The following is a 16845-nucleotide window of genomic DNA, read 5'->3' on the forward strand; positions in this document are numbered from 1 at the left end:
TCATCGTTGGATCTGACCGGGGTGCGGCGGCCAGCATGAGGACATGACGGAACACCTGACGGAACACCCCCGCACGACCGATCACCTCCCGGCGCCGTCGCCCGCGCCCGACGGCGCCGTGGCCCGGATCGCCCTGGTGGGCGACCGCTCCCCGCACGTGCGCGCGCACACCCGGGCGCCCGGGCTGCTGCGGGCGCTGCTGGAGCGGGACGGCCTGCTGCTGGAGCCGTACTGGGTGGGCACCGTGGAGGCGGAACGGCACGGCGGGCTGGACCGGTTCGACGGGGTCTGGCTGCTGCCCGGGAGCCCCTACCGCAGCGAGGCGGGGGCGCTCGCCGCCGTGCGGGCCGCCCGGGAGGGCGGGGTGCCGTTCCTGGGCACCTGCGGCGGGTTCCAGCACGCCCTGCTGGAGTTCGCGCGCCGGGTGTGCGGCCTGGCCGGGGTCCGGCACGGCGAGGCGGGCGGAGACGCGGCCGGCGCCCCGGGCGATGCCGATGCCCCGGGCGACGCGGACGCCGACGACCTGCTGATCACCCCGCTGGCCTGTTCCCTGGCCGGCCACGAGGCCACCGTGCGGCTGGCGCCGCACTCGCGGGTGGCCCGGCTGCTCGGCGCTGAGCGCACGGTGGAGCGGTTCAACTGCGCCTACGGCCTGAACCCGGCCTACCTGAAGGCCCTGGAGGCCGGCGGGATGCGGTTCACCGGCCACGGTGACGCCGGGGAGGCGCGGGTCGCCGAACTGCCGGAGCACCCCTTCTTCCTGGCCACGCTCTTCCAGCCGGAGCTGTCCGGGGCCAGCGGGGTGCCGCACCCGGTCATCCGGGCCTTCGGCGCGGCGGCGGCCGCCCGCGCCACGGCGCGCCGCCGGGAGGCGTCCGCCCCCTAGATTGCCAACGCGCGTTGGCCTACGCTGGTTGGCATGAGGTTCACGGAACGGTCCGAGGGGACCAGAACGGCGATCCTGCGGGCGGCGCGACGCCAGTTCGCGGAACGCGGGCACGAGAGCACCACCATTCGCTCGGTCGCCGCCGAGGCGGGCGTGGATCCGTCGATGGTCATGCGCTACTACGGCAACAAGGCCGGCCTCTTCGACGCCGCGATCGACGTCGACCTCCGGCTGCCGGAGCCGGCCGGGCAGGACCGGGCGCACGTCGGCCGCACGCTCGCCGAGCACTTCGTGAACCGGTGGGAGGGCGAGCTGGCCGACCTGGCCATCACCCTGCTGCTGCGCACCGCGGCCACCCACCCGGCCTCGGCGGAACGGGTCCGCGAGGTCTTCGACAAGCAGGTGCTCGCCATGGTCTCCACGCTGACCGGCGGCGGGCCGGAGACCGGGCGGCGGGCCGCGATGGTCAGCGCGCAACTGCTCGGCGTCGCGCTGACCCGGTACGTGCTGCGGCTGGGGCCGATCGCCGCGATGGACTCCACGACGCTGGTCGGCACGCTCGCGCCGGTGCTGCAGCACTACCTGACGGGGGAACTCGACACGGAACACCTCGACGGCGAGGAGGCGGATCGCTGATGGAGTGGTGGCGGCGGTTACGGGCGCTGATGCTCCCGATCACCATGGCCGGGATCATCCCCGGCGTGCTGCTGTGGGCGTTCGGAGGGTGGTCGGTGGACGCCTCCCCGACGGCGCGCCTGCTGGCGGCGGCGGTGGGGGTGGCCCTGGCGCTGGCCGGGCTCGCCATGCTGGTGTGGACGGTGACGCTCTTCGAACGGGTCGGCCGGGGCACGCTCGGGCCCTGGGATCCCCCCACCCGGCTGGTGCTGCGCGGGCCCTACCGCCACGTGCGCAACCCCATGATGACCGGGGTGCTGGCCATGCAGCTCGGCGAGGCGGTGGCGCTGCGCTCCTGGCCGCTGGCCGCCTGGTTCCTGCTCTTCGGGACCGCCGTGGTGATCGCCGTGCCGGTCTGGGAGGAGCCGCGGCTGGCCGAGCGGTTCGGCGCCGAGTACGCGCGCTACCGCGGCAACGTGCCACGCTGGCTGCCCCGCCCGCGCGCCTGGCACCCGCCGGCGGCGGACGGCCCGGCGGCCCCGGGCGCGCGGGCCTGAAGGAACGCCGGGGCCGGACCGCCCCCCGCGGGCGGTCCGGCCCGGGCCGGGCGCGCCGTCTCCGGCGGGCGGCGGCCGGTCAGATCCGGACGGCGCGCATCCCGGTCTCGTCGTAGCGGGAGCCGGCGGCGGCGCCGCGCGGCGCGGCGGCGTCGAGCTCCCGCAGGTCGTCGGCGGTGAGCACGATGTCGCTGGCGGCGGCGTTCTCCTCCAGGTAGCGGCGGCGCTTGGTGCCCGGGATCGGCACCATGTCGTCGCCCTGGGCGAGCACCCAGGCCAGGGCGAGCTGCCCGGGGGTGACCCCCCTGGCCTCGGCGAGCTCCCGCACGCGGTCCGCCAGGGCGACGTTGCGCTGGAAGTTCTCGCCCTGGAAGCGCGGGTTGGTGCGCCGCCAGTCGCCCGCCGGCAGGTCCTCCGGGGTGCGGATGGTGCCGGAGAGGAAGCCCCGGCCGAGCGGGCTGTACGGCACGAAGCCGATGCCCAGCTCGCGGACCGTGGCCAGCACGCCGTCCTCCTCGACGTCCCGGGTGAACAGGGAGTACTCCGTCTGCACGGCGCTGAGCGGGTGCTCGGCGTGGGCCCGGCGGATGGTCTCCGGGGCCGCCTCGGAGATGCCGAGGTAGCGCACCTTGCCGGCCCGGACGAGTTCGCCGAGGGCGCCGAAGGTCTCCTCCACCGGCACGGACGGGTCCACCCGGTGCTGGTAGTACAGGTCGACGTGGTCGACGCCGAGCCGGCGCAGCGAGCCGTCCAGCGCCTTGCGCAGGTACTCCGGGGAGCCGTTGACCCGCCCGGTGGGGTTGCCGTCGTCGTCGATCTCCTGGGCGCCGAACTTGGTGGCGATGACCACCTCGTCGCGACGGCCCCGGATCGCGGTGCCGACCAGCCGCTCGTTGGTCCAGGGGCCGTAGAGGTCGGCGGTGTCGAGGAAGGTGATGCCCAGGTCGAGGGCGCGGTGGAGGGTGGCGACGGCCTCCTCCTGGTCCTGGTCCGCCGGGCCGTAAGCGAAGCTCATGCCCATGCAGCCGAGGCCCTGGGCGGAGACGGTCAGGCCCTGGGTGCCGAGTGTGCGCTGCTGCATCACGCGTAGTCCTTCCGAGGAATGCGGGGTCGGCCCCGCGGGGAACGCCCCGCGGCGCCTTCGGGATCCACCGTCGCACTTGGAGCGCACTCCACCGCAAGCGCGAGCCACGCGCCGCGGCGGACGCGCGCCCCCGAGCCTGCCGGGTGGCCGGCGGAGGGGGCGGAACCAGCGCTAGACCATGATCTGTACCATCGATGTCATGACGGCGACCAAGGACGGCGACACGCGCGAGAGAATCCTCCAGGTGGCGGCGCGGTTGCTGGCCGAGTCCGGCGGCGAACCGGTCTCCACCCGCGCGGTCTGCGCCGCCGCCGGCATCGGCGCCCCGACCCTGTACCACCACTTCGGTGACAAGCGGGGTCTGCTGAACGCGGTGGTCGCCTACGGCTTCGAGCGCTACCTCGCGGACAAGCGCGCCATGGCCCGCACCGGCGACCCGGTGGAGGACATGCGGCGCGGCTGGGACCTGCACGTGGGCTTCGGCCTGTCCCACCCCACGTTCTACGCCCTGATGTACGGCCCGCAGCCCTCCGGGCGCCGCTCCGCGGCGGCGGAGGAGTCCTACGTGCTGCTGCTGGACATGGTCCGCACGGCGGCGCGCGCCGGCCGGCTGCGGGTGCCCGTGGAGGAGGCGGCCGGGATGGTGTTCGCGGCCGGGATCGGGGTCACCTTCACCCTGCTGGGCACCCCGGAGGCGTCGCACGGCGACCTTTCGGAGCGCACCCGCGAGGCCGTGCTGGCCGCCGTCACCACCGGCGGGGAGGGGCGGACCGGTCCCGAGGAGCCGTCCGCCGAGGGCGCCGCGCTCTCCGCGCCCATGGCCCGGGCGGTCGTGGCGCTCCAGGCGTCGCTGGATCCCGGGGATCCGCCGGGTGGCTTCAGCGGGGCGGAGGTGGCGCTGCTGCGCGAGTGGCTGGGGCGGCTGGCCCACGGCCCGCGGGGCGGCGCCGGCTGACCGCGCCCGCCTGAGTTCCGGTCGCCCGCGATCCGGCCGCCCGCCATCCGGCCGTCCGGTGGGGCGAGCGGCGGCGGGCGGAAAATCGGTTGTCCGGGCCCGGACGGCCGCCGTAGCGTGATCCCCATGCTGCCTCCACCGAACGGCGTGCGCCTGCGCTGACCAGGGGCGATCGGCCGACCCCGGCCGCGCCCGACGGTCCGGCGGACCGCCCGGCGGCCCTCGACGGCCGCCCCAGCCCCCTCGCCCTTTGACCGCCGCCGCCCCGGCACGGCGGTCCGGATGGAGACGCCTCCCGTGTGCGCGTGCTTCGGCGCCAACGCCGCCTTCTTCGTTGGCCTGACCCGCGAGTGCCCCGGTGCCGTCGCGAGCCACCGCTGGAGCCCACTGGCGCTCCGGCGCTGGCGGCCACGGCACCGCGCCCTGGCCCGCGGGGCCACCAGCGCCGACGTCTGAGCCGCACCGCCCCCGGGTGGTGCCGGCCCGCCCCCTCGCCCGCCGCGGTGAGGGGTGACCCCGGCCTGCCCCCCCGTGTGCCCAGGGCCGTCGAGGACCTCCGTCGAACCTGCAGGACAGGTGTACGGGCCTCGGCGGGGGCACCGACGCTCCCTGCCCATCCCCCGTCGTGCCGGCCCGACCGGTCGGGCCGGCGAGGCCGCCCCGCGCGCCCACCACGCCGCATCGCCCTGTCGCCGCGTCGGCTTGCCGACGTGTCGGCGCATCGGCGTACCGGTGTGTCGGCGTTCCGGTGCCGCGGCGGGGGGTGGGTGGTGCGCCGCCGTGCCGCCGGAGCCGTCGTCGTGACGCCCGCGCCGCTCCCCCGCGGCCCGCCCGTGGCCACGCGCCCCGCGCACTCGCGCCGGCCGCCCGGCCCGCCGGGCGGGCGCCGCCCGTACCCCTGTCCTCCCACCGCCGGTGCCCGCCGCGGGCCCGGCAGGAGAGGACACGGCCGTGCGGCCAGAACGTCTCACGCCCTCCGGGGCGCACCCGAACAACCGCCCCTCCGCCCAGCCACGCCCCGGCGCCCACGACGGGTGGGCGGCGAAGGCTCCCGCCCGCACGGCGCGCGACCGCGCACGGCGGGAACTGTCACAGAACTTCCTGCGGGACGCCGAGACCGTGCACCGCGTCGTGCGCGCCGCCGCACTCGGCCCCGACGACCTGGTGCTGGAGGTCGGGGCCGGGGAGGGTCCGCTCACCGTCCGGCTCGCCGCCGTCTGCCGGGCGGTCGAGGCGTACGAGCTCGACCCGCGCCTCGCCGACCGGCTGCGGGCCCGCCGGGCGGCCGGCGGCCCGTGGCGGCGGGTGCGAGTGGTCCACGGCGACTTCCGGGCGGCGGTCCCGCCGGCCGAGCCGTTCGCCGTGGTGGGCAACATCCCCTACGCCATCACTTCCGACGTCGTGGACTGGTGCCTGCGCGCCCCGGGACTGACCGCGGCGACCCTGGTCACCCAGTGGGAGTACGCGCGCAAGCGGACCGGCGACTACGGTCGGTGGTCACTGCTCACCGTGCGGACCTGGCCGGAGTTCCACTGGAGGCTGCTCGGCAGGATCGACCGCCGACGGTTCCGGCCGGTGCCGCGGGTGGACTCCGGGCTGCTGCGCCTGGAGCGGCGGCCCGTCCCGCTGCTCCCCGCCCCGGACGCCGCGCGGTACCGCGCCCTGGTCGAGTACGGGTTCACCGGGGTGGGCGGCTCGCTGTTCGCCTCGCTGTGCCGTCGGTACCCGACCGACCGGGTGGCCGCCGCCCTGGCCGCCTGCGGGGTTGAGCGGGGGGCGGTGGTCGGGCACGTGCACCCGGACCAGTGGGTGGCGCTCTTCCGTCGGCTGGAGCCGCCGGCCGAGAGCCGGCGACGCCCCCGCCGGGCCGCGCCACGCTGGTGAGGCCCGGGTAGGGTCCGCCCCGGCCGGGGTCACTTCCGGCCGAGGATCTCGCCGTGGAGGACGACGAACCAGCCGTCCTCCGCGGCGCTCCACTCCCGCCAGCCGGCCGCCATCCGCTCCAGGTCGTCCGTGGTGGCGTAGCCGGCGGCCAGTGCCCGCTCGGCGACGGACGACCGGAGGGTGCGCTCGCTCCAGGAACCTCCCCACCACCGGCGGTCCGCGGGTGTGGCGAAGCACCAGGTGGAGGCGGAGGCGGTGACGTCGGTCAGGCCGGCGGCGCGCGCCCAGGAGAGCAGCCGCCGGCCCGCGTGGGGCTCACCGCCGTTGCCGCGGGCGACCCGGTGGTACAGCGAGAGCCAGTCCCGCACGGCCGGGACCTCCGGGTACCAGGCCGAGGCGCCGAAGTCGACGTCGCGCACCGCGACGACGCCACCGGGCCGGCAGACCCGGCGCATCTCCCGCAGCACCTGCACCGGGTCGGTGACGTGCTGGAGCACCTGGTGGGCGTGGACGACGTCGAAGGTGTCGTCGGGGAAGTCGAGGGCGTGCGCGTCGGCGACGGCGAACTCCAGGTGCTCCAGGCCGCGCCCGGCCGCCGTCCGGGCCGCCTGCTCCAGCGCCTCGGTGGCGCCGTCCACGGCCACCACCCGCCCCGGGGCCACCCGCTCGGCCAGGTCGACGGTGACGCTGCCCGGGCCGCAACCGACGTCCAGCAGCGACATCCCGGGCCGCAGGTGCGGCAGGAGGTAGGCCGCCGAGTTCTCCGCCGTTCGCCACCGGTACGAGCGCAGCACGCTCTCGTGCTGCCCGTGCGTGTAGATCGCCTGCCGGTCCGCCATCGGGTTCCCCTCTCCCACCGAGCCGCCGTCGGATACCGGGACCCTACCGCCGGCTTCTCACCACACGAGACGGCGTTCCAGGATGCGGACACGACCGCGCCGCGGCCCGGCCTCACTCGATAACGGTTCGATGTCGCCCGCATGGGAGGTGCCCGGCCTCCGGTGGGGGTGGGCGGATCAGCCCTCGACGCCCGTCGAGGCGTGCGCGGCGCCCACCGGCTTGGACTCCGGGGAGCCGCGCTGGCGCAGGTAGATGGCGAGCACCGCCATGGAGGCGATGGCCAGCAGCTCGGACTGCCAGTTCTGCAGGGTGCGGCTCCAGAAGTCGGCGGAGCCCAGGTACTCGAACCAGGAGACCGGCGCCTGGAACTGCCGCAGTTGCTGCTCGTTGTAGGCGGCGGCGCCGCTGACCGACTGGGCGAACCACGAACCGAGGAAGATCAGCCCCATCACCAGGCCGAGGGAGTGGCTGTAGACGGCCTGGCGCAGTCCGCCCGCCGACGCCCAGCGGGGCGAGGAGGGGACGGCGTGCGGGCCGACCATCTGTTCCCGGTCGCTCTCCCAGCCGACCCGGTCCAGGCTCTTGGACTCGGGGGATCCGCGTTGCAGCAGCCAGACCGTGCCGAAGATGTACAGGAAGAACTGGAGGTACTCGGACTGCCAGTTCTCGGTCACGTCCGCAGCGAAGTCCGAGGAGCCCAGGTAGGTCGCCATGTCCACCGGCTGCAGCCCCTCGCTGAGCAACTGGTTGTTGTACTCCGCCTGCCCGGCGACGGCCTGGGCCGCCAGGGTGAGCAGGAAGGCCAGGCCGAACGCCAGGCCCAGGCTGTTCTCCCGCAGGAATCGGCGCATCCTCCGTCACCTCCCGTCTCGGTCGCGCGGTCAGCGCTGCATCAGCCCCACGGCGACGAAGTAGGCCAGGCCGCCCAGGATCAGCACCAGGTAGGCGGTGAACATGGTTCTCATCGGCGTCACCCGGCCTTGATCCGGCAGTCGTAGGGACGGTCGGGACGGCGGGGCTGGCAGCCCGCGGCGGTCACCCGCCAGCCGGCGTCGAAGGAGGCGAGGAAGAGGGTGTCGTCGGCCAGCACCACCCTGGCCGCCCGGCCGTGCACGTCGACCCGGCGGACGGTGACCGCCGGGTCGGCGGGAACGGGCAGTTCCTCCTCGGGCAGCGCCGTGGCGCAGGGCGCCTCGGCCTCGCTCTCCAGTTCCTCGGTGGTGCCTGGGGCGAGCAGGGCGCAGGCGGCGGGGCCGTCGCCTGCGCGCAGGGCGACGGCGAACGCGGTGGCGGCCTCGGCGGCGGCCTGGCGGCGCTGGTCCAGCCCGCCGCAGGCGGTCAGGGCGAGCGAGGCGGCCAGCGCGACGGCCGCGACCGACGCGTGACGAGGGGGCCCTGGCACCGCCCACCACCTCCCGCGCGTCCTCGTCGCCACGCCGCACGGCCGTGCGGCCCGCGCCGACGCCCGGCGGCCGGACGTCCGCCATCGGCGACTACCCGGGGCGCCGAAGATCAATCCCGGCGGGGCGCCCGCCCGGGCGCGGCCCGGGCGCGGGACGCGGCACGACTGGAACACGCCCGGCCCGCACCACGCGTGTCACCCGGCTCCGTGCGCGCATCAAACCCATCTCACGCTTCATGGGCACCACACGCAGCATGGGCAGCACGCACAGCACACCCATCGCGCGTATCTCACGTGTCTACGCACATCTCGTACATCTGACGCATCACGCGCATCTCACATGCACGCACGCGGGGCACATAGCGCGGAGAGCATGCCAGGAAGACGCATGCCAGGAAGACGCATGCCAGGAAGAAGGCGCATGCCAGGAACATGCCAGTCATGCCCACGCAAACCACCCGTGGATCTGGGGGGACCCCCTGTTTCAGGATCCCATGGGCCGATCACGCGGCGCAGCCCCCACGTACGGGTTGTGGATAACTCCGCCCCGCCCCGAGGTCGCGCGAACAGCCTCAGGCCGCGCGACAGTCCGAGCGCGCACGCGCCAGCCCAACGCCCCACGGGACAGCCGCAGCCCGCACGCGACAGCCCCGGCCCCCACGCAACAGCCCGACGCCCGCACGCGACAGCCCCGGCCCCCACGCGACAGCCCGAGGCCCCGCGCGGCTGCGCGGGGCCTCGGGTCGGCGTCACCGTCTCCGGTCCGGCGGAGGTCGCCGGACCGGGTGCCGGGTCAGCGCCGGAAGACCGGCTGGGTCTGCACGTTGAGCTCGTCGTAGCGGACGCCGCGGGCCGGGTTGGTGCGCGGGTCGTTGATCTGGATGACGTCGAAGCCGCGCTGGATCTCGTTGCTGTAGATGTACCCGTTGTAGTAGTACGTCGACCACGGGCCGCCGGTGATCAGCGTGGTGTCGGAGACGGGGCCGCGGTCGATCCAGCCGATCTCCACCGGGTTGGCGGAGTCGGTGAAGTCCCACACGGACACGCCGCCCTGGTACCACGCCTGGACCATGATGTCCCGCCCGGGGACCGGGATCAGCGAGCCGTTGTGGGCGACGCAGTTCTCGGTGGAGGCCTGCTCGCGCGGGATCTTGAAGTAGGAGCGGAACTCCAGGTTCAGGTTGGTGCCCCGGCCGGTGATGTCGTAGACGCCGTCGGCGCCCCGGGTCGGGCCGACCGCGGCGTTGCAGGTGGCCGCGCCGCCGCCGCCGAGCTCGTCGGTGAAGACGACCTTGGTGCCGGTGTTGTTGAAGGTGGCCGAGTGCCAGAAGGCGAAGTTGACGTTGTCCTGGACCCGCTCGATCACCCGCGGGTTGTCCCGCTCGGAGATGTCCAGCAGGATGCCGTCGCCCATGCAGGCGCCGGCCGCGAGGTCCTTGGACGGGAAGACCGTGATGTCGTGGCAGCCCGTGGTGGCGGAGACGCCCGGGTTGACCGGCGCTCCGGGGTTGCCGCCGTCCGGGAAGAGGTTGGGGAAGTTCACGACGCCCGCGGCGGCCGGGTTGTGCAGCGGCACCTTGATGATGGAGATGCCGTCGTGCGGCGGCTGGCAGTCGGGGAAGGCCGTGCTCGGCGAGTACGAGGAGACGTACAGGTACACGTCCTTGCCGTACTTGTCCGGCACCAGGGTGTGGGTGTGCGAGCCGCAGGCGGTCTCGACGGCCGCGACGTAGCGCGGGTTCTCCTTGTCGGAGATGTCGAAGATCTTGATGCCCTCCCACGACTCCTTGATCGCCGCGGACTGGCTCACGCTGTTGCACGAGTTGTCGCTGCGCGAGGAGTCGGTGGACAGGAACAGCAGGTCCCCGGTCACCGCGACGTCGTTCTGCCCGCCCGGACACAGCACCTGGCTGACCAGCTCCGGCCGCTTCGGGTTGCTGATGTCGTAGATCGCGAAGCCGTTGTAGTTGCCGGAGAACGCGTAGTCGCCCTGGAAGGCCAGGTCGGAGTTGAGCGCGTTGGTGGCGTCGAACCCGGCCGGCTTCGGCAGGTTCGCCACGATCTCCATGTTGTCACTGCTGACGATCTCGTCCACGGCCGGGATGTCGGCCGCGGTGACGGCGGCGGGCGAGGGCGACGGGTACAGCTCCGACGCCGCGGCGGGCGCCGTAACGCCCACCGCGAGCGTGAGGGCCGCCGCCGAGGCCACGGTGGCGGCCAGGCGCGGACGGGTCCATCGATGACGCGTTGTCAAATCGGTTCCCTTCAGGGAAGTCATGAGCATGACTACATGTGGGATCCATATAAGTATGACAACTGACAGGCGATCAAGGGCAGGGGATTTCGTGATACATCTTCGATACGTCAGGTTACCGCCTGGTAACACGACTGGGCTTTCCAGCGTGCGGTCCGACCGTTACGGTCCCTTGACATGGAGCGCCTGAGAGCACTGACCGCCGCCGCCCTGCTGCTCGTCCCGCTGTCGCTGACCGCCTGTACCTCGGACAGCGGCACGGCCGACGCCGCCGCGGCGGCCACACCCCCCGCCGCCACGGCGACCAACCCGGTCATCGTGCCGGGTCGCCCGGGCGAGGACGCCAGCACCCTGCCGGCGGACCAGGTCTCCCCCGAGCCTCCGAGGGTGACGACGGCCGACGTCGAGTACATCGAGATGATGATCCCGCACCACGAACAGGCCCTGGAGATGGCCTCCCTGGCCGCCGACCGCACCGAGAACGCCGACGTCACCGCCATGGCCGAACGGATCATCGCCTCCCAGGGACCGGAGGTCGAGACCATGCGCGCCTGGCTGGAGCAGAACGCCCCCGCCGGCGACGGCCACGCCCACGAGGACGCCGGCCACGAGGACGCCGGCCACGACTCCGCCCCACCCCACTCCGGCCACGCCGACATGCCCGGCATGGCCACCCCGGAACAACTCGCCCGCCTCGCCGACTCCACCGGCGAGGAGTTCGACGCGCTGTTCGTGGAGCTGATGTCGACGCACCACCAGGGCGCCGTCACCATGGCCACCGACGTGCTGGTGCGCGGGGCGCACTTCCAGGTCGAGGAGATGGCGCAGGAGGTCATCGCCATCCAGTCCGTGGAGATCGACCGGATGAGGGACATGGTGGCGCGATGATGGAGGCCTTCGAGGAGGTGCGCCGGGTCCGCCTGGACTCCGGCCCCCGGATCGCCTACCGGGTCGTCGGCCCCGAGCAGGCGCCGCCCGTGGTGCTGCTGCACGCGATGGGCGAGTCCTCCCTCGACTGGATCCGGGTCGCCCGGGCGCTCGCCGACCGGCGGCGGGTGCACGCCGTGGACCTGCGCGGCCACGGCGACAGCGACCGCCCGGGCCGGTACTCCTTCGAGCTGATGCGGGAGGACGTCGTCGGCCTGCTGGCCGCGCTCGGGCTGCGCCGCCCCATGCTGGTCGGGCACTCGCTGGGCGGCCTGGTGGCCGCCCTGGTGGCGCAGCACTCCCCCGGCGCGGTGGGTTCCCTGGTGATGGAGGAGCCGCCGCCCCCGCTCCCGGCCAGCCCGCCGCGGCAGGTGCCACCGCGGCCGCAGAGCGATCCGCCCTTCGACTGGGCGGTGGTCCCGGCCATCACCGCGCAGCGCAACGCCCCCGACCCGGCCTGGTGGGACGGCCTGGTCCGGATCCAGGCGCCCTCGCTGCTGGTCGCCGGGGGGTCGGGCAGCCACCTGTCGCAGGGACTGCTGGCGGCCATGGCCGACCGCATCCCGAACTGCCGGTTAGTGACCCTGCCGCGCGGTCACCAGGTGCACGCCAGCGACCCGCTCGGCTTCGTCGACGCGCTCGGCCCCCTGCTGCGCGACCGGGAGGCCGCCCCGGCGCCGCCGCTCGCCTGAGCGGCCGGGCCCCGGGCACCACCGCCCGGGGCCCGGCCCGGCCGGTCACGGACGGTGACGGAGCGGATGGTCCGCCGGCACCTCCACCACGCACAGGCGCAGCCCGTCCGGATCCGCGATCCACATCTCCAGCAGCCCCCAGGGCTCCCGCCGGGGCTCCCGCAGCACGGTGACGCCGCGGGCGAGCAGTTCCCGGTGCGCCGCGGCGACGTCGTCGACCTGGAGCCACAGCCGCACCGCGTCCGGGTCGGGCGGGCGCTCCCCGGCGCCGGAGACCTCCAGGAACCCGCCGCCGAGGAAGAAGACCGTGCCCCGGGAGGGGCCCTGGCCGAACTCCCGGTAGATGGCGAGCCCGAGCGTGTCGCGGTAGAAGACGCGGCTGCGCTCGAGGTCGGTGGGCCGGATCAGCACCCGGCTACCGAGGACGTGGACCACGCTCGATCATCCTCCCTGGGGCTTCCCCAGCGCGTCGTTGCGCACCCGGCCGATGGTGCGGGCCAGCAGGGCCCTGAGCACGGGCGTCGGCAGCGCCTCCGCCAGGGCGTGCACCGCCTTGTACTGCAGCCCCGGCACGACCACGGTCCGGCCGGTGGCCAGCGCCCGCAGCGACTCCCGGACGACCCGCTCCACCGGCACCCAGACGACGCCCGGCAGGCCCGCCGCCTGCACCCCCTCGGTCATCTCGGTGCGGACGTACCCGGGGCACAGGGCGACCACCCGGACGCCGCGCGAGCGCGCCTCGGTGGCCAGGGCCTGGGTGAAGGACAGCAGGTGCGCCTTGGAGGCGGCGTAGGCGGCGCTGTAGGGGGCGCCGGGGATCATGCCGGCCATCGAGGCCACGTTGATGACGGCGCCGCCGCCGCGGCCGGCCATGGTCTCGGCCGCGGCGCGGGCCAGCAGCACCGGGGTGCGCACGTTCAGGCGCAGCAGGGTGTCGTGCTCCTCGGCGGAGGTCTTCACGACCGGGCCGCCGAAGGCCACCCCGGCGTTGTTGACCAGCAGGTCGACGGGGCGCTCGGGGTCCCTGAGCCGTTCCTCGACGCGGGCGAGGTCGTCGTCGGCGGTGAGGTCGGCGGCGATCACCTCGCAGGTCACGCCGTGTCGCGAGCGCAGCTCCGCGGCGAGCTGCTCCAGCCGTTCGGTGCGGCGTGCCACCAGCACCACGGAGCAGCGTCGCTGGGCGAGTTGCCGCGCGAACTCCACGCCTATCCCGCTGGAGGCGCCGGTCACCAGGGCGGTACCAATCCTTCTCATGATCGCCAGCCTAGAGGTTGTCGGGGCCGTGCTCCCCGGCGGCGCGGCGCGCCACCGGGGGGACGCCGGGAGGCCGCCGGTCGGTGGCGGCCGGCGGTCACCGGGCGGCCAGCTCGTCCTCGAGGTCGTCGAGGCCGAGTGAGCCGGAGGAGAGGGCGGCCATGTGCCAGGCCCTCAGGTCGAAGGCCGCGCCGTGGGCCCGGCGGGCCCGCTCGCGGCCGCGCAGCCAGGCCCGCTCGCCGAGCTTGTAGCCGATGGCCTGGCCGGGCAGACCCAGGTAGCGGACGAGCTCGCTGTCGAGGTAGTCCGGTGGCAGCCCGCAGTGCCGGCCGAAGAACTCCCGGGCGAGCGCCGGGGTCCACCGCTCGCCCTCGTGGAAGCCGCTGCCGGCGGGGATGGGCAGTGCCAGGTGCATGCCGATGTCCAGGATGACCCGCAGGGCCCGCAGCATCTGGGCGTCGAGGTAGCCGAGGCGGCGTTCGGGGTCGGTGAGGAAGCCCAGCTCGTCCATCAGCCGTTCGGCGTACAGGGCCCATCCCTCGACGTTGGCGGAGACCATGCCGACGGTCACCTGGTACCGGGAGAGCCGGTCGGCCACCAGCACCCACTGGGCCAGCTGGAGGTGGTGGCCCGGCACGCCCTCGTGGTACCAGGTGCTGACGAGGTCCCAGATCGGGAAGCGTTGCAGGCCCATGGTGGGCAGGTAGATGCGGCCCGGGCGGGAGAAGTCCAGCGGCGGGGAGGCGTAGTAGGGGGCGGCGGCGGTTCCGGGCGGGGCGATCAGGGTCTCCACCCGGTGCAGGGGCGCCGCCAGGTCGAAGTGGACTCCGTCCAGTGCGTCGATGGCCTCCTCGGTCAGTCGCTGCAACCAGGCGCGGACGGCCGGGACGCCGTCGATGGCGGTGCCGGAGGTCCGCAGGTGGTGGAGGGTGGCCGGGGTGCCGGCGCCGGGGAGCACCCGGTCGGCCTCGGCGCACATCTCGGCGGCGATGCGGTGGAACTCCTCCCAGCCCCAGGCGTACGCCTCCGCCAGGTCCAGGTCGGCGCCGGTGTGCTGGCGGGCCCACAGCGCGTAGCGGTCCGCGCCGACCACGTCGGGCGCGCCGGCGACGGCCGGGGCGTAGCGGTCGCGCAGCCAGTCCCGGAGGTCGGCGACGGCCGCCGCGGCCCGGCCGGCGGCGGCCGTGAGGTCGTCGCGCGGCCGCGGCGGGCCGGCGTCGACGAGGGCGGTGAACCAGTCGCGGCCGTCCCCGCCGGTCTCGCCGAGCCACTCGCCGAGCTGGTCGACGACGGTGGCGACCTGGCGCGGCCCGGCGGGCAGGTCGCGGGCCAGGCCCTCGGCGAGGGACGCGCGGTAGCCGTCGAGTGCTCCGGGGACGTGCCGCATCCGGGCGGCGACCACCGACCAGTCCTCGGGGGTGTCGGTGGGCATCAGGGTGAACACGTCGCGGATCCGGTGCAGCGGCGAGCCGAGGTTGCCGAGGCGGCGCAGGCCCTCCCCGGCGTCGTGGACGGCCAGGGCGGCGGTCAGCCGTTCGCGCAGCAGGCGGGCGCAGCGCCGTTCGGCGGTGGCCTCGGCGTCGGCCGGGTCGGCGGCGGGGGCGGTGTCCCGCTCCAGCTCGGCCAGTCGGGTGAGGGTGGCCCGCTGGAGTGCGGCGACGGCCTCCTGTCCGGCCGGGGAGAGGTCCGGCAGCCGGTGGTCGCCGGGGCGGGTTCCGTAGTGGGTGGCGGCGATCGGGTCGAGTTCGCCGTAGGCGTCCAGGTAGGCGTCGGCGAGCGCGCGCGGGGTCTTGCGGTCGACCCGGTCGGTTCCGTCGTGGTCCGGTCGGTGCGAGGGTCGGGGCTGGTGCGATGTGGTGTCAGCCATGGGCCTCATCCTGGCGCACCGGGGAGTCGGGCTGCTCGGCGACGAGGGGGGAGCGGTCGATGGAGCGCTTGAGGATCTTTCCGGTGGGGCCCTTGGGGAGGGCCTCGGCGAGCGCCACCCGGCGGGGGTACTTGTAGGCGGCGACGCGTTCGCGCACCCACTCGACGAGTTCCTCTGGTTTGGCGGTGGCCCCGGGGCGCGGCACGACGACGGCGGCGACCTCCTCGCCCCACCGCTCGTCCGGGACGCCGACGACGGCGGCCTCGGCCACGGCGGGGTGCTCGTAGAGCACCTCCTCGACCTCGCGCGGGTAGACGTTGTAGCCGCCGCGGATGATGACGTCCTTGCTGCGGTCGACGACGTGGATCCGGCCGGTCTCGTCCTGGCGGACCAGGTCGCCGGTGCGGAACCACTCGCCGGCCATCACCCCGGCGGTGGCCTCGGGGCGCCCCCAGTAGCCGAGCATCACGTTGGGCCCGCTGACCAGCAGCTCGCCGACCTCGCCGGGGGCGACGTCGGCGAGGTCGGGGCCGACGACGCGGGTCCGGACGCCGTCGACCGGCAGCCCGACCGACCCGGGTACGCGCTCGAGGTCGGTGCGGTTGAAGGCGACCACGGGGGAGGTCTCGGACAGGCCGTACCCCTCCAGCAGGGCGACGCCGAAGGCGCTCTCGAAGCCGTGCAGGACCTCGACCGGCAGCGCGGAGCCGCCGGAGACGGCGATGCGCAGCGAGGACGCGTCGTACCGCTCGCGGCCGGGCGCGTGGAGGATCGCGGTGTACATGGTGGGCACGCCCTCGAAGACGGTGACGCGGTCGCGCTGCACCACCTCCAGGGCCCGTGCCGGGTCGAACCGGGGCAGCAGGGTGACCTGGGCGCCGACGGCGACGGCGGTGCCGAGGGCGCAGGTCTGGCCGAAGGAGTGGAAGAACGGCAGCCCGCCGAAGAAGACGTCGTCCTCGGTGGCGTCGATCAGGCGCCGGAACACCTCGATGTTCCCCCCGATGTTGGCGTGCGAGAGCATCGCGCCCTTGGGGCTCCCGGTGGTGCCGGAGGTGTAGAGCAGCACGGCGAGGTCGTCCCCGGCGCGCTCGGCGACCTCGGCCAGCGGGTCGGCGTCGGCCAGCAGTCCGGCGAACTCCTCGTCGACGGTCACCAGGCGCACCCCGTCGAGGTCGGCCACGGCGCGCGCGGCGGCGTCGGCGGTCATCGGGCCGGTGAGGACCACGGCGGCGGAGCAGTCGGTGACGTGGAAGGCGATCTCGCGCTGCTTGAGCAGCGGGTTGAGCGGCACGGTCACCGCTCCGGCGCGCAGCACGCCGTAGTAGAGGCAGGCGAACTCCGGGACGTTGGGCATGATCAGCACGACCCGGTCGCCGACGCCCACGCCCCACTGGCGCAGCAGTCCGGCCAGGCGCGCCGAGGCGTCGTCCAGCCGGGCGTAGCTCCATTCCTGCGGGCCGAGCCGCACGGCGGTGCGCTCCGGGACCCGGCGGGCGGACTCCACCAGCGTGGAGGCGATGTTCACCACGGCGACTCATCCCTTCCTCGGACGGTCGGCCGCCCTCGCGCGGTCGACGCGGCGACGCCAGCTTGCCCGCCCGCTCCGGGTTGCGCCAGAGGGCTTC

Annotated in this window: 17 protein-coding genes; 8 read left to right on the plus strand and 9 right to left on the minus strand. The window is 74.8% G+C overall.

Annotated features, from left to right (window positions below):
- Positions 1–43 precede the first annotated feature (43 nt).
- Genes FHU37_RS08835 through FHU37_RS08845 form a run of 3 tightly spaced genes read left to right on the plus strand, consistent with a single transcriptional unit; the run spans position 44 to position 2058 of the window.
- The gene (locus FHU37_RS08835) at positions 44–886 is read left to right on the plus strand and encodes a CTP synthase C-terminal region-related (seleno)protein (protein WP_179813664.1); all 843 of its coding nucleotides are present in this window, start codon (positions 44–46) and stop codon (positions 884–886) included.
- Positions 887–919: 33 nt separating this feature from the next.
- Positions 920–1522 (plus strand): TetR/AcrR family transcriptional regulator, encoded by a 603-nt coding sequence (locus FHU37_RS08840; protein WP_179813665.1) that lies wholly within the window; start codon positions 920–922, stop codon positions 1520–1522.
- Entirely contained in the window at positions 1522–2058 is a 537-nt protein-coding gene (locus FHU37_RS08845; protein WP_179813666.1) for a methyltransferase family protein, read from the plus strand. The genes FHU37_RS08840 and FHU37_RS08845 overlap by 1 nt, the downstream gene beginning before the upstream one ends.
- 79 nt (positions 2059–2137) lie before the next feature.
- On the opposite strand, the gene FHU37_RS08850 is transcribed toward FHU37_RS08845, so the two are convergent.
- On the minus strand, positions 2138–3139 hold the full coding sequence (locus FHU37_RS08850; protein ID WP_179813667.1) for an aldo/keto reductase: 1002 nt from the start codon (positions 3137–3139) through the stop codon (positions 2138–2140).
- 202 nt (positions 3140–3341) lie between these two features.
- On the opposite strand from FHU37_RS08850, the gene FHU37_RS08855 reads away from it, so the two are divergent.
- The 3 genes from FHU37_RS08855 (at position 3342) to erm (ending at position 5981) form a co-directional block, all read left to right on the plus strand.
- The gene (locus FHU37_RS08855) at positions 3342–4097 is read left to right on the plus strand and encodes a TetR/AcrR family transcriptional regulator (RefSeq protein ID WP_179813668.1); all 756 of its coding nucleotides are present in this window, start codon (positions 3342–3344) and stop codon (positions 4095–4097) included.
- Positions 4098–4379: 282 nt separating this feature from the next.
- Positions 4380–4553, plus strand: a complete 174-nt coding sequence (locus FHU37_RS08860; protein WP_179813669.1) for a hypothetical protein — start codon at positions 4380–4382, stop codon at positions 4551–4553.
- Positions 4554–5048: 495 nt separating this feature from the next.
- Positions 5049–5981 carry an ErmE/ErmH/ErmO/ErmR family 23S rRNA (adenine(2058)-N(6))-methyltransferase gene (gene erm, locus FHU37_RS08865; protein WP_179813670.1) on the plus strand — a complete coding sequence of 311 codons (933 nt, stop codon included), beginning with the start codon at positions 5049–5051 and terminating at the stop codon, positions 5979–5981.
- A gap of 29 nt (positions 5982–6010) precedes the next feature.
- On the opposite strand, the gene FHU37_RS08870 is transcribed toward erm, so the two are convergent.
- From FHU37_RS08870 to FHU37_RS08885, 4 genes are all read right to left on the minus strand, one after another.
- Positions 6011–6820: a class I SAM-dependent methyltransferase gene (locus FHU37_RS08870; RefSeq protein WP_179813671.1), complete on the minus strand. Its 810-nt coding sequence runs from the start codon at positions 6818–6820 to the stop codon at positions 6011–6013.
- A 177-nt stretch (positions 6821–6997) separates the two neighbouring features.
- Positions 6998–7672, minus strand: a complete 675-nt coding sequence (locus FHU37_RS08875; RefSeq protein ID WP_179813672.1) for a DUF6766 family protein — start codon at positions 7670–7672, stop codon at positions 6998–7000.
- 119 nt (positions 7673–7791) lie between these two features.
- Positions 7792–8223, minus strand: a complete 432-nt coding sequence (locus tag FHU37_RS08880; RefSeq protein WP_179813673.1) for a hypothetical protein — start codon at positions 8221–8223, stop codon at positions 7792–7794.
- Positions 8224–9016: 793 nt separating this feature from the next.
- A complete protein-coding gene (locus FHU37_RS08885) occupies positions 9017–10501 on the minus strand; it encodes an LVIVD repeat-containing protein (protein WP_179813674.1) in 1485 nt (494 codons plus the stop codon).
- A 153-nt stretch (positions 10502–10654) separates the two neighbouring features.
- Here FHU37_RS08885 and FHU37_RS08890 point away from each other — a divergent pair, with 153 nt between their 5' ends.
- Positions 10655–11365, plus strand: a complete 711-nt coding sequence (locus FHU37_RS08890; RefSeq protein ID WP_179813675.1) for a DUF305 domain-containing protein — start codon at positions 10655–10657, stop codon at positions 11363–11365.
- A complete protein-coding gene (locus FHU37_RS08895) occupies positions 11362–12096 on the plus strand; it encodes an alpha/beta fold hydrolase (protein ID WP_246449689.1) in 735 nt (244 codons plus the stop codon). Before FHU37_RS08890 ends, FHU37_RS08895 begins: the two co-directional genes overlap by 4 nt.
- A gap of 45 nt (positions 12097–12141) precedes the next feature.
- On the opposite strand, the gene FHU37_RS08900 is transcribed toward FHU37_RS08895, so the two are convergent.
- The 4 genes from FHU37_RS08900 to FHU37_RS08915 form a co-directional block, all read right to left on the minus strand.
- On the minus strand, positions 12142–12531 hold the full coding sequence (locus FHU37_RS08900; RefSeq protein WP_179813676.1) for a VOC family protein: 390 nt from the start codon (positions 12529–12531) through the stop codon (positions 12142–12144).
- 6 nt (positions 12532–12537) lie between these two features.
- On the minus strand, positions 12538–13350 hold the full coding sequence (locus FHU37_RS08905; protein WP_179813677.1) for an SDR family NAD(P)-dependent oxidoreductase: 813 nt from the start codon (positions 13348–13350) through the stop codon (positions 12538–12540).
- Positions 13351–13447: 97 nt separating this feature from the next.
- Positions 13448–15217, minus strand: coding sequence for a DUF885 domain-containing protein (locus tag FHU37_RS08910; RefSeq protein ID WP_179813678.1), 1770 nt, complete (start codon positions 15215–15217; stop codon positions 13448–13450).
- Positions 15210–16748, minus strand: a complete 1539-nt coding sequence (locus FHU37_RS08915) for a long-chain-fatty-acid--CoA ligase (RefSeq protein WP_179813679.1) — start codon at positions 16746–16748, stop codon at positions 15210–15212. The genes FHU37_RS08910 and FHU37_RS08915 overlap by 8 nt, the downstream gene beginning before the upstream one ends.
- Positions 16749–16845 lie beyond the last annotated feature (97 nt).

It is taken from the genome of Allostreptomyces psammosilenae (genome assembly GCF_013407765.1).
In the GTDB taxonomy this organism is placed as follows: Bacteria; Actinomycetota; Actinomycetes; order Streptomycetales; family Streptomycetaceae; genus Allostreptomyces; species Allostreptomyces psammosilenae.